The 15,853-nt window shown below is 68.5% G+C and carries 8 protein-coding genes; 3 read left to right on the top strand and 5 right to left on the bottom strand.

Features of this window, described 5'->3' with window-relative positions; all coding sequences use genetic code 11:
* Positions 1-23: 23 nt before the first annotated feature.
* The 4 genes from ABEA46_RS10190 to ABEA46_RS10175 form a co-directional block, all read right to left on the bottom strand.
* Positions 24-845 (bottom strand): hypothetical protein, encoded by an 822-nt coding sequence (locus tag ABEA46_RS10190; protein WP_345544429.1) that lies wholly within the window; start codon positions 843-845, stop codon positions 24-26.
* A complete protein-coding gene (locus tag ABEA46_RS10185; RefSeq protein WP_345544427.1) occupies positions 845-1,678 on the bottom strand; it encodes a hypothetical protein in 834 nt (277 codons plus the stop codon). The genes ABEA46_RS10190 and ABEA46_RS10185 overlap by 1 nt, the downstream gene beginning before the upstream one ends.
* 62 nt (positions 1,679-1,740) lie before the next feature.
* Positions 1,741-2,922, bottom strand: a complete 1,182-nt coding sequence (locus ABEA46_RS10180; protein ID WP_345544425.1) for a lactonase family protein — start codon at positions 2,920-2,922, stop codon at positions 1,741-1,743.
* 1 nt (position 2,923) lies between these two features.
* Positions 2,924-4,210 (bottom strand): adenylosuccinate synthase, encoded by a 1,287-nt coding sequence (locus ABEA46_RS10175; RefSeq protein ID WP_345544423.1) that lies wholly within the window; start codon positions 4,208-4,210, stop codon positions 2,924-2,926.
* Positions 4,211-4,382: 172 nt separating this feature from the next.
* Between ABEA46_RS10175 and ABEA46_RS10170 the strand changes: the two genes are divergently transcribed.
* The 3 genes from ABEA46_RS10170 (at position 4,383) to ABEA46_RS10160 (ending at position 6,778) form a co-directional block, all read left to right on the top strand.
* Complete coding sequence (locus ABEA46_RS10170; RefSeq protein WP_345544421.1) at positions 4,383-5,087, top strand: hypothetical protein; 705 nt, start codon at positions 4,383-4,385, stop codon at positions 5,085-5,087.
* Positions 5,088-5,165: 78 nt separating this feature from the next.
* Positions 5,166-5,897, top strand: coding sequence for a Pr6Pr family membrane protein (locus ABEA46_RS10165; protein WP_345544419.1), 732 nt, complete (start codon positions 5,166-5,168; stop codon positions 5,895-5,897).
* 188 nt (positions 5,898-6,085) lie between these two features.
* Positions 6,086-6,778, top strand: coding sequence for a Pr6Pr family membrane protein (locus ABEA46_RS10160; RefSeq protein ID WP_345544418.1), 693 nt, complete (start codon positions 6,086-6,088; stop codon positions 6,776-6,778).
* 73 nt (positions 6,779-6,851) lie between these two features.
* Here ABEA46_RS10160 and ABEA46_RS10155 read toward each other — a convergent pair whose 3' ends face one another.
* Complete coding sequence (locus ABEA46_RS10155) at positions 6,852-15,818, bottom strand: DUF5979 domain-containing protein (RefSeq protein WP_345544417.1); 8,967 nt, start codon at positions 15,816-15,818, stop codon at positions 6,852-6,854.
* Between the last annotated feature and the right edge of the window lie 35 nt (positions 15,819-15,853).

The raw sequence follows: 15,853 nt of genomic DNA, 5'->3' as shown, positions 1-15,853 counted from the left end.
GGGGATCGAATGGATGCGTGCGGTCACGGTGTCGGCTCCGGTGCCGCGTCGCCCGGCGGATCGCCGGTCGTCGTGGGCTCAGGGGCGGTGCCCGCCGGGGTGTCGAGGGTGATGGTCCAGCTGCCGTCGCCGGTGTCGGCCTGCACCTGGAACACGACGCGGTCGGTCGGCTTCCACGACACCCGCTCGTCCACCTCGTCGACCTCGTTCACCAGGCTCTCCCAGTCGCCGACCGTGACGGCGGCGACGAGGAACACGCCGGTGCCGGTGTGCTCGAAGCGCCCGCTCAGCGCGTCGCCCTCGTACATCAGCACGGCGTTGCCGGTGCCGGAGGCGGACTCGCCCATCGGCGTGACCTCGGGCTCGGTCACGGTCACGGTCCAATCGGCCTCGGACTCGCGGAACCACAGCAGGCCGTCCTCGTCGGCCGAGGCCAGCACGAGCACCTCGGCATCGGGATGCAGCGAGCCGATGTAGCCGGGGTACTCCCAGTCGTCGGCCTCGATGTCGGTCTGGGTGCCCTGCTGCTGGTAGATGTCGACCCAGTCTGCATTCTCGACGCCGGGACCGCCGGCGAGCTGGATCATCGGCGAACCGGCCGGCAGGCGCAGGAACCCGCCCGCCGCGGTGCCGTGCAGTTCGCCGTCGACGACCTCGTACTCCTGCGGGTCGGCGATCTGCCAGGGACGCGGATCGTCGCCGAGCTCATCGCCCACCTGGATCTCGCCGGTGCGCGGGTTCAGCGCGATCTGCGGGAACACCAGGAACGCGATCACCGCGACGACGATGCTGCCGAGGATCCACGTCACCATCGAGAAGCGGCGGATGCGTTCGAGACCGTTCATCAGGGCGTCGTCCCCTCGGTGGCGGCCGGCGTCGGCGCGCCGTCGGTGGGCGTGGCCGCGGGCTTGTGCTCAGACTCTGCCGGAGGCACCGGGAAGTCGATGGTCCACGGGGTGTCCTCCCACGCGTCGATGCGGAACAGCACCGGATCGGCATCGGCCCACGCGATCGACTGGTCGGTGGCGTCGCCCGAGGTGAAGATCTCGGTGACGCCGGCCACGGTGACCGTCTCGATCGTGAGCCGCCCGTCGCCGCGCATGCTCACGCGCGCCGTGGTGGCGCCCCCGTCGAGGAAGAAGGCGGTGGGGCCGACTCCGCTGACGACGCCGGAGCGCTGTTCGACCTCGGGCATCGTGATCTGGAGCCGGAACCGCTCGTCGCTGAACCCGTCGACCCACAGCTCGACCTCGGCCTGCGGCACGAGGACCCACTGCCCGTCGCCCGAGTAGGAGTCGAACTCGGGGGCGTCGCCGTACTCGCCGGGCGTGAGGATCTCGCCGCCCGGTCCGGTGACGTACACCCTGCCGACATACGTGCCGTCGAGCTCGCTGACCAGCAGCGGCTGCGCCGGGTCGAGGCCCGCGAGCCGGATCACCGAGCCGTCCACGCCGCTGTAGATCCCGTCTCCCTCGTCGGTGGCGACGGGCGGATCGGGGTTGAGCCACGGCTCGTACCCGTAGTCGGAGGAGCCAGAGGATCCGTCGACGGCGACGGCGTCCGAGATCAGCGCGACGGCGATGATCACGATCACCACGAGACCCACGATCCACGCGGTGCCGTTGAACGCGAACAGACGGTTGCGAGCGGCACCGCTCAGCGTCGTGTTCCCGCTCATCGCCGCCTTTCGTCCACGGACCAGGCTAACAAGGCCGCGCGGGGCCGCCCGACGGCTGTGGATCAGCGCACCGGCAGCAGGCACGTGGGCGACGGGGCGGGGGTGCGATGCCGCACACGACCGGGCACCCCGGTGCGCAGGTCGAGGACGAGCGAGGCGATCTCGTCCGACAGCTGGCCGGCGACGAGCAGGGTGTCGCGCACCACGACGTGATGTCGCGGCCAGTCCACTCCCGCGTCCACGAGCGCCACGGGCGCGACCGATTCGCCGGCGCCGCGAACGCGCAGCGTCGCGAGGGTGTTGCTGCCGCGCACCCCGGCGTACAGGAACTCGCCGTCGTGCGACGCCGCAAGCTCCGCCGCGCTGTCGCCCGGGAGGGTCCCGGCGCCGAGCGGCGTCCCGCCCACGACGCTCCACGTGCCGTCAGCGGCGGAGGCGAGCACGAACAGCTCGCACGACAGCTCGGTCACCACATACAGGTGCCCGCTCGGATGCCACACCATGTGCCGCGGACCGCTGCCCTTCGGCAGCGCGACCTGCTGCACCTGCCGCAGCCCGCTCGTTCCGGCGCGCCAGAACCGCACGAGGTCGTAGCCCAGATCGGTGGTCGCGATCAGACCGCCCGGCAGGAACACGGATTCATGCGCGCGAGAGGGGCGGGTGGATGCTGCGTCCCCCGCGGCAACCGCTGGCTCGTCATGGTCGGGCACCAGGTGCGCGTACTCCTCGCCCGCCGCCTCGCGCAGGGCGCGTGCGGCCGCCGCCAGGTCGAGATCACCCGGCTCGGCCGGAGCGGCGTCGGGACCGTACGGATCCACGGCCGGCGAGGCCAGGACCGGCGCCGAGGGCCGGCCCGCGGCATCCAGCGTCATCCGCACCACACGGCCGTCGCCCCAGCAGCTCGCGATCAGCGAACCGCCGTCGGGGGCCACGGCGACGTGGCACACCGCCTCGCCCGCCGCGACCGGCTCGCCCAGCGGCGCGAACGAGGTCTCGCCGGTGCGCCGGAACGCCTGCACGACCTGGCGGTGCTCGAGCGCGGCGTACACGACGTCGCCCTTCGCCAGGCTCGCGGACCCCGGGTGCGCAGCCACCCACGACGGCGACTCGGCTGCGGCGATCTCGCCGGCGAACGCCAGCGCGCCACCCGCCGAGGCCTCGTCGGCGGCGCCGGCGAGCAGCATCCCGATTCCGGTCGCGTTGCCGCCCATATCGGCGGTGTAGCCGCCCAGCCAGAACTTCACGTCAGTCGACGAGGTCGTGTCGCACGATGACCGCGTCGCGCGCGGGGCCCACGCCGATCACCGAGATGCGGGTGCCGCTCATCGCCTCGAGTGCGAGAACGTACTCCTGCGCCTCGACGGGGAGGTCCTCGAAGGTGCGGGCGCCCGAGATGTCCTGCTTCCAGCCAGGGAAGTACTCCAGGATCGGCTTGGCGTGGTGGAAGTCGGACTGGTTCACCGGAACCTCGTCGAAGCGGCGGCCGTCGACGTCGTAGGCGACGCAGACCGGGATCCGGTCGAGGCCGGTGAGGATGTCGAGCTTGGTGAGCACGAGGTCGGTGATGCCGTTGATGCGCGTCGCGTACCGCGTGATGGGCGCGTCGTACCAGCCGACGCGGCGCGGACGGCCCGTCGTCGTGCCGAACTCGAAGCCGCGCGAGCGCAGGAAGTCGCCGTTCTCGTCGAACAGCTCGGTCGGGAACGGTCCCGAGCCGACACGCGTCGTGTAGGCCTTGACGATGCCGACGATGCGGTCGAGGCGGTTCGGCCCGACGCCCGAGCCCGTCGCCGCGCCGCCCGCCGTCGCCGAGGACGACGTGACGAACGGGTAGGTGCCGTGGTCGACGTCGAGCATCGTCGCCTGGCCGCCCTCGAACACCACGACGTCGCCGGCGTCGAGCGCCTCGTTCAGCAGCAGCGCGGTGTCGGTGACCATGGGCCGCAGCCTGTCGGCGTACGACAGCAGGTCGTCGACGATCTCATCGCAGGTGATCGCACGACGGTTGAACACCTTGACCAGCAGGTGGTTCTTCTGGTCAAGCGCCCCCTCGACCTTCTGGCGCAGGATGTTCTCGTCGAAGAGGTCCTGCACCCGGATCCCGACGCGGTTGATCTTGTCGGCGTACGCGGGGCCGATGCCGCGGCCGGTGGTGCCGATCATGCGCTTGCCGAGGAACCGCTCGGTGACCTTGTCGAGCGTGCGGTGGTACTGCGTGATGATGTGCGCGTTGGCGCTCACCTTCAGCCGCGAGGTGTCGACGCCGCGGGACTTGAGGGCCCCGAGCTCGGCGAACAGCACCTCGAGGTCGATGACGACGCCGTTGCCGATCACCGGGTTCACGCCGTCGGAGAGGATGCCGGAAGGCAGCAGGTGCAGGGCGTACTTCTCGTCACCGATCACGACAGTGTGACCGGCGTTGTTGCCGCCGTTGAACTTGACCACCCAGTCGGTGCGCTCACCGAGGAGGTCAGTGGCTTTGCCCTTGCCCTCGTCTCCCCACTGGACTCCGACGATCACGATGCCTGGCATGGGCTACTCCCCCGTTATCTGACGGTTACACCCCATCCTATCGGGATGCTCCGTCGAACCCTCGGGAGCCCTGGGCGCCGAGGCGCTCCCGCTCGCAAGATGGGGCATTTGCCCGATGCCCCTCAGCCGACCGCGATCTAGATTCTGCGAAAGTCGACAGAAGGGATCGATCATGCGTATCGAGGCGAGGCGACGTGCGGCGACCATCGCTGCGGGGACGCTGGCGGTGCTGTTGGTGTTCGGCATCGGCGCGGCCACGGCGACGGCTGCGGACAACGGGGAGGTCGCGGCGTGTGTCAACACGACGACCGGGGTCGTCCGCATCCTGAACATGGGAACGAGCGGCAAAGCGAATCAATGCGTGACGTCGGGGCTGAAGGTCCTGCAGGAGGCACCGCTGACCTGGAACCAGCTCGGCGCGGCAGGACCTGAGGGCGCCGCGGGACCGCAAGGCGCCACGGGACCGCAGGGGCCGGCGGGACCGCAGGGGCCCGCGGGGGCCGACGCCACGGGCGCCACGCAGCACCTGCTCGCCACAATGGCGGCGGGTGTCGGGTCGAAATTCGAGTACCCCTCGGAGGCCGGCACGATGGTGCTCGGGTGCAACGAGGACTTCGGCTCGAACGGGGTCGTCGCCATACTGCGTGCGCCCGCCGGCAGCCCGTTGGAGGGGTGGCTCACCTGGGTCAACCCATCACCGCTCGCGGACCACTTCGTCATGCCCGCTGCCACCGAGCGATACATCCTGGCGGCCTCTCCCCACGACAACCACGTCGTCGTCCGCACCGTGCTCGGTGACGCGGCCACCGAATGGGACATGATGGTCTCGACCGAGGGTGGCGTCTGCACGGTGAGCACGGTGCAGACGACGCTCTGAATCCGCCTCCCGCGCGGGAGCGCTCGGCGCCCCGCGCGGGAGTGAGCACGCGGCGTCCGTGTCGTCTATGGTGACCGCATGCGGACGGCGACAGGGGCATGGGTCTGGATCGGTGCGCGCGCGGCGATGTCGCTGCTGATCGCGGCCGCGGTCGTCCGGCAGCTCGCCGCCTCGATCGGCACCGCCCTCGAGCTCGGACGCGACGTCGTCACGACGATCGCGAACTTCCTCAGCTTCTTCACGATCCTCTCCAACGCCGCGGCCGCCATCGTGCTGGCGTGGGCGGCGATCTGGTTCTGGACGAAGAGGCGCGACCGGGATGCCGAGCCCCCAGGTCTGGCGACCGCGCTGGCCTCCGTCAGCACGTACATGATCGTCACCGGCATCGTCTACAACCTGCTGCTGCGCAGCGTCGTGCTGCCGCAGGGCAGCGAGCCGGTGTGGTGGTCCAATGAGGTGCTGCACCTGATCGGGCCGCTGTTCCTGCTCGCCGACGTCTTCGTCGGACCCCTGCGCCGCCGCCTGCCGTGGCGTGCGCTGTGGGCCATCGTCGCGTTCCCGATCGTGTGGGTCGGCTACACGATGGTGCGCGGTCCACTGACCACGAACCCGGTCAGCGGCGAGCCGTTCTGGTACCCGTACCCGTTCCTCAACCCGAACAACGACGGCGGCTGGGGGTCGGTGATCGTCTACGTCATCGGCATCGCGATCGCGATCGTCGCGGTCGGCGCACTCGTCGTGTGGTGGGGTCGCCGCGCGGCGGATCGTGGTGTTGTAGCATCTGTCCCCCAAACGGCGGACACGTTGTAGATCTGTCACAATCTGCACCCTTGGGCGCACGGTTTCCTGGCGTTCGCGCGCCAATATTTCGCGCCATCTCGTATTGCCGGGAGGACCCTCGACCTCGAGAAGAACGGCATGCACTCCGCATGTCGCCAGAATTCTGGGGGTGGGAAATGCGCTGGGCATGGTTTCGGATCGCAGCAGCGATCGCCGGCTTGTCGGGGGTCGTCGCCGGCTTCATCGTCAATGTGGACCGCGCTGCACGGCTGGGCGAATCGCTCGCCGCGGTGCTGACGAACTACTTCAGTCTCTTCACGATCGTCTCGACGCTGCTGAGCGCGATCGTGCTGCTGACCGCCGCATCGTGGGATCTGCGGCACCCGGGCTGGTCGCGCGAGCCCCTCGGCATCGCCCTGGCCCTCGCCGCCGTCACCGGCCCCGTGCTCCTGCTGGGCATCGTGTACAACGCCCTGCTGCGGGGGCTGCCATCGCCCGTGGCGCTCGGCGACACCGTCGGCATCCACCTGCTGGACCAGTACGCGGTCGAGGTACTCCACGTCGTGCTGCCGATCTACTTCGTGCTCGATCTGCTGCTGGCGCCGCGCCGTCGCGGTCTGCCGTGGTGGTCGCTGGCTGTGATCGTCGGCTACCCGCTCGTCTGGACCGCCTACACGATGGTGCGCGGGGAACTCGTGGGAAACCCCGACGGCTCGGCGCCGTGGTGGTACCCGTACCCGTTCCTCGACCCGCACGGGGCGGGCGGCTACAGCTCAGCCGTGATGTACATCGGGGCGATCCTCGCGATGTTCCTCATCCTCGGTGTCGGCATCATCGAGATCGGCCGCTTCCGCGAACGTCGCGCGAATCACCCTCTCGCCCCTGCCACCCGCGGGCCGCTCGCCGTCTGACCGACGTCACGCGCACGCGCACAGGAAGGGGATGCTGCGGCCCGCGGCATCCCCTTCCTCGCTGTCGTGCGTCTCAGCCCAGGCGTCGGCGGCGACGCATCGCGACGAACACCAGCGCCACGCCACCCGCGAGGATCGCGAAGCCTGCCGACAGCGCCAGCACCATCGCCCGACCATCCAGGCCCGTGGCCGGCAGCGGTGGGTTGAACGTGTTCGTCACCACGATGTCCATGGCGACAGTGCCGATGACCGCGACGGTGGTGGTGCCCGTCAGCGGGACGCCGTCGATCGTGATCGTCGTCTGATCGGCGCCGCCCGTGTCGACCTCGGTGATCGAGCACTGGGCGCCCGTCGGCAGGGTCGTCACGAGCGGACCGATCGGCCCGCCGACCTCGTACCTCGCGTCGCGCAGCAGCAGACCCGGGGCGGGATGCGACGCGTCGATGAGCACGCAGCGCACGTCGAAGGTGAACGAACGGCCGGCGAAGTCGGCGGCGGCACCACCGTCGACCACCTTCCGCACCGTGATCGGCGGGTCGCCGTACTCGTTGACGAGCGCGACCGATGTCTGATCCTCGGCGTCCACATTCGGCAGCGGCTGCAGTTCGGCGACCGTTCCCGCCATCGGGTCACCGGTGGCGCCGGCCTCGGTGATCGTCACCGTCGTGGCCAGCGCATCCATCGTGTCGGTCTCGGTGATGGTGCAGTCCGCGCCCTCGGGCAGCTGCCTCCACGTCACCGTCTCGCCGTCCGCGATCGTCTGGGTCATCGGTTCGGCCGCGGTCACGCTTTCGCCGTTCCAGGTGCACGCGAGCTCGACCTCGAACGGTCCGTACTCGACCGGGTCTCCGTTGATGTCGGTGGCGGTCGTGGGAGCGACCGTCTTGGTCACCGACACCTGCGCGAGGTTGAACGTGTTCTCGACCGTCAACGCGGGCTGCGCCTGGTCATCCTCGCTGAGGATCGTCGGATCGGTGGTCACCGTGAAGGTGTAGCCCTCGCCGTCGCCCGCGACCACGTTGCCGTCGGCATCGTAGATGACCGTCGAATTCGCGCCTCCGGCATCCGGTTCGGTGAGCGTGCAGTCAGCGCCGGTCGGCAGGTTCTGCCACAGTGCGGTGGGCGCATCGGCATCGACCGTGCGGTCGTCGCCCTCGGGGATGACCACCGCTTCGCCGTCGCGCACGCACGAGAGGTTCAGCATGTAGTCGTCGGTGCCGTACAGCTCGGCGCCGTCGCCGGCGAACGACTTGGTCACCTCGAGCGAGCCGGTGAGGTACCAGTTGGTCGCGGTCACGGTGATCGTGCCGCCGCCCGGCGGAATGACCAGCGTCGCGGTCGTCGTGTCTTCGCCGTCGTTCGGCGTCATCACGACCGCGTCCGCCCCGTTCAGGTCATCCTCGGTCACCGTGCACTCCGAGCCGACGACGACCTCTGTGACAGCGGTCGTCCAGCCGTTCGCGGCGTTGAGCTCGACCTGGCCTTCCATGATCGTCTCGCCCTCGAAGGTGCAGGAGTAGTCCAGAACGAATGTCTCGTCCATGCCGAACTGCTCGGCGCCGGCGCCCGCGAATTCCTTCGTGAGGACCACGGCCGTGGACCCGTACAGGTTGATGTAGGTCACCGTGTTCACTTCGGCCGTGCTGTCGGGTTGCAGTTCGGGGATCACGACGGTCCGCGTCGCCTGATCGATCTGCGGCGCGAGATCGCCGTCCACACCGGGGATGTCGGCCCGCGTGATCGTCGCGGTCGCATCGCGGTCATCGGTCTCGGTGACCGTGCACTCCGACCGCGCCGGGATCGGACTGATCGTCTCGGTCTCGTCCGCATCCAGGTTGAACGTCTCGTCGACGACCGTCTCGCCCTGGAAGGTGCAGACGACGTGGAACTCGAACTGCGTCGGCACCGATCCGGCCTGCGAGATGACGCGCTTGCCGACCTCGAGCGACGCCCACTCGTACGTGTTCTCGACGTCGAGCGCGAAGGTCTCGTCAGCATCGGTGACGGTGATCGAGTCGGGGGTGACCGTCGTCCCGGTCTGGCCGGCATCCTCCTCTTCGACCGTGCAGATCGAGCCGACCGGCACATCGGGGATCACCACGGGGTCCTCTCCAGGAACGATCGTCACGACGCCGTCGTCCGCGAGCGGGACGTCAGCGCCCTGCCAGGTGCACGACACCGTCGCCGTGAACGACTCGGGCACCGGGAAGCCCTCGGGCGCGTCGACCGTCTTCTCGACCGAGACGGAGCCGTTCTCGAATACGTTCGTCACGGTGACGATGACGGGGGTGTCGCCGTCGCCGATCGTCACCGGCTGATCCGGGCTGATCTGCACGTCGCCCGTCGCGAAACCGGGATCCGTCTCGGTCACGGTGCACTCTGCGCCGGTCGGCAGGCCCTCGTACAGCGCTGTCCCGGCGCCGGTGATGGTGCGCGTCGCGCCGCCGGGGATCGCGACATCGACGTCCTCGCCGTTGACCTCGCGCGTGCACTCCAGGCTCACGGTGTAGGTGTCGGTGGTCGCCGGGTCGAGCGCGTTCGCGGGAGCGCCGTCGAGCTGCTTCTGCACCTGCAGCGAGCCGACTGTGAACGTGTTGGTGATGTCGGCCTCGACCGGGACGGTCGGGTCGTCGCCGACCGTGACGGTGACGCTCGTCGTGGAGTCGTTGGCACCACCCTTGTCAGGCTCGGTCACGGTGCACGTCGCACCGGTGGGAAGGTTGTCGACCGTCCACTCCAGGTCGTCCGGCGGCGTCAGCGTGTGCGTGTTCTGATACACCGGATCGGGTGTCGCGCCGTCGATCGTGCAGGTCATCTCGACCGTGAACGGAGCCGTCGCCCAGCCGCCCGGATCGACGATCGACTTGACGACCTTCACCGAGCCCACGGTGTACACGTTCTCGAACGCGACCGTGGTCAGCGCGGTGGTCGACCCTTCGGCGTACGGGAGGATCGTGAACTCGACCGGCTCCTCCACCGTCACCGGTTCGCCGTCACCCTCGGTGATCGTGATGTTCGTGCTCGCTGCGCCGCCGGCATCCTGCTCTTCGACGGTGCACGTCGCGCCGGCGGGGATGTCGGAGAACGTCTTGGACTCACCGTCCTGCAGCGTGAACGTCAGGTCGGTTTCGGGGATCGTCTCTTGGCCGAGGTATTCGCAGCTCGCGTCGAACGTGTAGGTACGGTCGTAGACGATGTCGTCGCCTGCCTGGTTCTCGGCGCCGCCGTTGTCGACCGACTTCTCGACGGTGAAACCGCCGGCGAAGTACTCGTTCGTGATCTGGAACGAGGCGGATTCGATGTCTCCTGCGTACGGGTCCCACACGCTCGTGTTGTCGGTGAAGTCGCGATCGGCGATCACGCCGTCCTCGGGATCGACGGTGACCACGACCCCCGGATCGACAGGATCCTCCACCACGGTGCACGTCGAGAAGAGCGGCAGGTTCACCGGTCCGGTGGTGCTGTCGTAGATCAACGGCTCACCGTCAGCGGGCACCGAGGGACGACTCGCATCGCTGCCGTCGGCGTGCAGCAGCACCGCTTCCTCACCGCCGGATTCACACGTGACGAGCATCGGGTAGCTGTCGGGCAAGTCGACGTCGACGGCGTAGTCAGGGGCCTCCACCGTCTTGGACAGCTGCAGCTGCCCCGTCGCGGCGGCGACACCCACCTTCTGCGGCTCGGTGATGAGGGAAGGGCGCTCCTGCTGCGTGTCGGTCGCGCTCGAGAGCGAGGCCGTCGCGAACGAGTTCCACGCGATGGGCAGGCCGTCGCCCACCGCAGAATTCGCAGGGAGCACGTAGGGCGTGATCGTCTCGTACGTGACGCGCAGCGTCTCACCCGGTTCCAGGCCCGGCGCCGGCACCTGTTCGTCGGGGTTCTCGTAACTGAGCGCGAACATCACCGAACGCGCCGTCTGCAGCGTCGACAGCGGCGTGGTGGCGTCGACGAGTTGCCAGTCGAACGGACAGTTCGCGTCCGGCGCGACGCCCTTCGTCCACACCTCGATGGCGTTCGTGTTGCACGCCTGGCTCAACTGGACGGTCGAGATGTAGATGCCGTACGTCGCCTGCTCGCCCGCGGTCAGCTCGGCGAAGTTCGCCGAGATCGTTCCTGCAACCGTCACCGGGAACTGCGACCCGCGATCGCCGGGCACGATGACGCCCTGGTCGCCCACGGTCGGCAGCGTGTCGACCGCGGCGATCACGCGGGCGTTCGTGTTGCCGGTGTTGCTGAAGTCGATGCGCCAGCTCTCGGTGCCACCCGGACGCGTGATCGGCGCACACGGGTACGAGTAGAAGCCGTCGTTCACGACCCCCGGCTGGCTCGGATCACAAGCGGTGCCGTCGCCGGTGACGTTCAGCACACCCAGGTCGTCGTCGCCGGGCACGTTCGGGTCACCGGCGTCATCACCCTTCACGTACTTCTTCGCGGCGATGGTGGCCGAGGCCAGCGGGGTGACGGCGGTGTCGGCCGAGCAGTCGTCGGCCTCCGTCTCGGGAGCCTTGTCGACGAGATCCGCACCGCCGTCGTCCGCCAGCGTCGTGCCCTGACAGGTTTCGAACAGACGATCAGACGACACCGTTGCGGTGTTGCCCACCACGGTGTCGGGCCCCACGTCAGCGCGGAAGTTCAACGAGGCGTTGACCGTCAGCGTCCATCCCGCGTTGAAGACGAAGCCGTCCGGCGGAGTGATCGTCAGCAGTCCGGAGTCGGGATCGAGGGATGCCGAGAACCCGGGATCCTCGCTGGGAGCTCCGTCGCCGGTCAGCGTGAAGACATACGACGGCGGGGTGGGCTCGACGAGCAGCGAGCCCTCGTCGTCGGTGTCGATCTGGTCGACCAGGGTGAACCCGGTCATGTTCCAGTCGCCCGTGTTCGTCACCTTGATGACGTACTGGATCGGTCCGGGTGCGCTCACGAACTGTGACGACCCTCGGGTCTTCGTGATCTGCACCTTGTTCTCACGGTGCAACACGATCGTCGAGTCGTCCGCGGGCTTGGTGACGGTGAAGGACTGCTGGCCGAACTGACCGGTGCTCGTCGCCTGCACCTCATTGCTGATGACGCCGAGCTCGGTCTCGCCCGGGTTCGGCTGCAGGTCGGGACGCGTGGTCGACACCTCGACGCCGGGGTCGCTGCGCAGCGTGTCGCGACGCATCGTGGTCAGGTCGTAGGTGAGCTGCGGGTTGTACGGGCGCTCCCACTGCAGCACGTTGCCGTTCTCGTCGACCTGCTGCGCGCGGAACCGCACGCCCACCACGTCGCCCGCATCGGTCACGCCAGAGGGAAGGTCGAACGTGGTGATCTGGCCGGGTGTGGCATCCACCCACTCGCCGTTCACCCAGCACGCCGAGTCCTCGTCGATCGGTGCGCCGCCACAGGTCTCGGTGAGCTCGCCGTCGGCGCTCGTGAACGTCGTGCCGACGAGCACGTCCATCGCGACGTTGTTGACCGGGGCAGGCACGTTGATCTGCGCGCCCGTGAAGTCCATCGTGTTCCAGAACGTGTCGGTGGTGTCGGTCAGCGTGAACGACACCGCGCGAGCCGTGCCGTCGGGGCGACCGCCCAGGTGGGTGATGTAGCTCTTCGACTCGTCCTCGTAGATCTGGTCGGGCGTGATCTCTTTCGTCGTCGTGATGTCGTAGTTCGCCGCGACGATCACGAAGTCGTCGCTCGCGTCTGCCGCGCCCGTGCCGCACTGGTTGTCGGCGCAGTCGTCGAGCACGGGGCTCTCGAGCTGCGTGTGAGCGTTGTTCTCGATGCTCTCGCCGGTGGGGGTCACCGTGACCGGCGTGGCCGGATCGGACCGGAGCGTGTCGCGCAGCTGCCAGGTGAGGGTGACGCCGCCCTCAGCGCCGGATTGGATCAGCGCACTGCCGTCGGGTGAACGGAAGGCGACTTCGAATCCGGTGACGTCGCGCAGGTCGTCGGGCTCGAGATCGAGCGCCTCGCCGTAGTCGTACGTCGAGGTGACGCCGCTGCGCGAGAGCGTGACGGTGACGTCGTCGGCCGACGTATCGGCCGGTAGCCGGAACCCGTCGATGTCATACAGGTTGAGCGTGTCGAAGGCGGTGTCGGCGAGCGCCTCACCCGGCGTGGGATCGTCGATCACCATGCCCGAGACGCGCGCGGCCGACTTGTTGGTCGCCACGATCGTGCCACTGATGAGTGGATAGTCGTCGGGGTCGACGTTCTGCGACGGGTCGGGCAGACCGAGCTGGTCCTGGTCGAACTCCTTCGTCAGTTCGGCGTTGATCGGCTCGTCGACGATGAGGATCGTGTCGTCGGCCACATCGGTGCTGTCGACGCCGGTGGCCTCGTTGACACCGTGGGCACTCGCGGTGTTGTCGACGAGGCCCGCCTGGTCGGTGTTGTAGGTGTACGGGTGGAAGTTGCCCAGCACCCACTGCGACGGGTCGCTGCGCAGCGTGTCGCGCAGGCGGAAGTCCAGGTCGAAGGGACGACGGTCGTACGACGAGCCGATGCCGGCGCCGGCGACCTTCTCGGTCAGTACGAACCGCACCGACAGGGTGTCGGCGGCTTCGTCGTCGGTCAGCGTGTATCCGGCGAACTGGCCGTCGCAGTCGGAGGCGACGGCGCACGCCTCGTCGGTGATGTCGACCCAGTCGTCGGCATCCTCTGAATACAGCGACACTTCGGTGATCACGGCGTTCGAGATGAGCGGATCGGTCGCCGTCGTGACCGGGTCGATGCGCACGAGATCCCATGCGTCGAAGACGGACGCGGCGGTGTCGGTCGGGTTCTCGGTCTCAGAGATGTCGGTGAGCGTCATCTGCGAGATGTTGAGGCCGTCGGTGGACCACAGCAGGCGGACGGTGCGGACGTCCTGGGTCTGGGCGGGAACCGTGTCTTCGAGCCACTGCTTGTCGAGGAAGTCCACCCCGGTGCCGCCGCCGTCGATCGGGTTCACGTCGATGTCGGCCGAGGTGTCGTCCGTCTTCTCACCGCCGGCGTCGGGGTTGTCGACGAGCGATTCGGCGAAGTTCGTGAAGGTGACCGGTTCGTCCTGCTCGGTCGTGAGCTCGACTCCGATGTTGGTGGCGACGGTGAACCCGGGCGCCAGCTGATCGGGGCAGCCTTCGGCATCGAGCGGATCGTATTCGAGCTGGATGCCGCCGACATCGGGCACGACCTCGGCCGGGATGTCGTACGACCACAGGGTCTGCGGTCCGGTCACGGTGGTCAGATCCACCCAGTCGCCCTGAGACTTCGACCAGTAGCGGACGGTCAGCGTCGTGCACTCGGGAACGTCGGTGTTGTTGATCTCGGTCGCGGTGAAGTTGTTCCAGAACTCCGTCTGCACGCCGGGGAACTGGGGGTCCGAGATGACGAGCTTGTCGGATCCGGTGTTGGACTCGGGCGTGACGTTGCCGGTGAGGGTGACGTTCGAGGTCGTGCCGGGCGCACCCCAGATCGTGTCGGGGGTGATCGACTTCGTGACCGTCGTGTCGAGCGTCAGCGGGTCGATCGTGAACGGCGCCTCGTCGTCGTCGACGCCGGTCTGGCCATTGGTGTTCTCGACCTCGGTGTCGACGGCGTTCGTGCTCGAGACGGCGGTCTCGGTCGCGTTCGCCGTGACGTCCATCGGGAGCGTCGCGTAGGCGCCGGACACGATGTCGTCGCCATCGGCCGCGAACACGACGGTGAAGCCCTCGACGGTGCAGCCCGCAGTGGGATCGGGCAGCGTGTCGGGCGTCTCGGTCGTCTCCGTGCTGTCGTCGCAGTCACTGTATGTATAGGTAATCGTCGCCGATTTCGCCGCGACCGGCCATGCGACGCCGTCTCCGAATCCGTTGAACGTGAGGCCCTGATCACTGAACGTCGAGGTGCCGGCCGTCGGCTCGGTGATCGTCATCGTCTGCACGTTCTGCTCGCCGACCGTCGAGGTGATGGTCGCCGTGGTGCTCTGGCCGCTGACGAGCGAGTTGTCGGCGAAACCCTTCGTGATCGTGACGTCGGGCTTGCGCTGCGCGATGGTGATCGACGCATCGTCGGGGACGGGGTCGCTCGTGTCGTCACCCTTGGCGACGGTGGTCTCCGCGTCGTTCGTGACGGTCACGTCCTGGCCGTCGGGGATCGTCGTCACCGTGTCGTTGGTGACCGTGTGCACGACGACGGATCCGCTCGCCCCGGGCGCGAAGGTGCCGGTGAAAGTGACGCGGATGCCGCCCGCCTCGCTGATCGGGTCCGGCTCGGTCTCGGTCCAATCACCGTCGACGTAGTACTCGGTCGTCGTGGCCGTCGTTCCGGGCGGAGCCACGATGTCGAAGCCCGTGACGTCCAGATATCCGCCGAAGTCGGCCGGCGGGTCGATCGGATCCTGCACGACGATGGTGTCGACGTTCTGGTTCGACTGGTTGCTCGGCGCCAGCGTCCAGTCCACGGCCTGGCCGGGGAGAGCGGGCAGGGTCGTGGTCGGAGTGACGGACTTGACGAGGCCGGGCACCAGCGTCGTCTGCACGTCGAGCGTGATATCGGCGGTGTCGTTCGCAGCGGGAGCGTTGTCGGCGTCGACGTTCGCCGTGTTGGTCACCGTCGCGCCGTCCCAGGTGCCGTCGGCGGTCGGATCGACTTTCGCGTGCACCGTGATCACCATGCTGTTGCCGCCCGCCCACGTCGCCGGCGTCGCATCGAGATCGGTGGCGGCGCGGACGGTGAAGCTCTGGCCGGCGGTATCGATCTGCACATCGGATTCACCGATGGGCTGACCGCTCGCCGCCGCGAGCTGCACCGTGACCGCCGGTGAGAAGTCGGGGTCGAAGATGAGCGGGTCGGGCAGGGAATCGGTCACCAGCGTGTTGTCGCAGCCGCCCTGGTTGGTCGACGAGCAGTTGATGGTGATCGTGTAGGTGATCGGATCACCGGGCGCGTACGGGCCGGGGTCGACGACGCTCTTGTCGATCTGGAACAGCGCGGTGTCTTCAGCGAGCGCCGCCGGCACTGCTCCGACGAACACGGTCGCGGCGGCGAGCACCACCGCGGTCAGCCCCGCGAGAAGACCCCTCCGACGTTCCATACCTAGACCCCCGTCACGCAGCACGTACTCGGTTC

The sequence above is a fragment of the Microbacterium jejuense genome (assembly GCF_039544225.1).
Classification (GTDB): Bacteria; Actinomycetota; Actinomycetes; order Actinomycetales; family Microbacteriaceae; genus Microbacterium; species Microbacterium jejuense.
The sequence above is the reverse complement of the archived record's forward strand: the minus strand, read 5'-3'. Positions and strand labels throughout refer to the sequence as shown.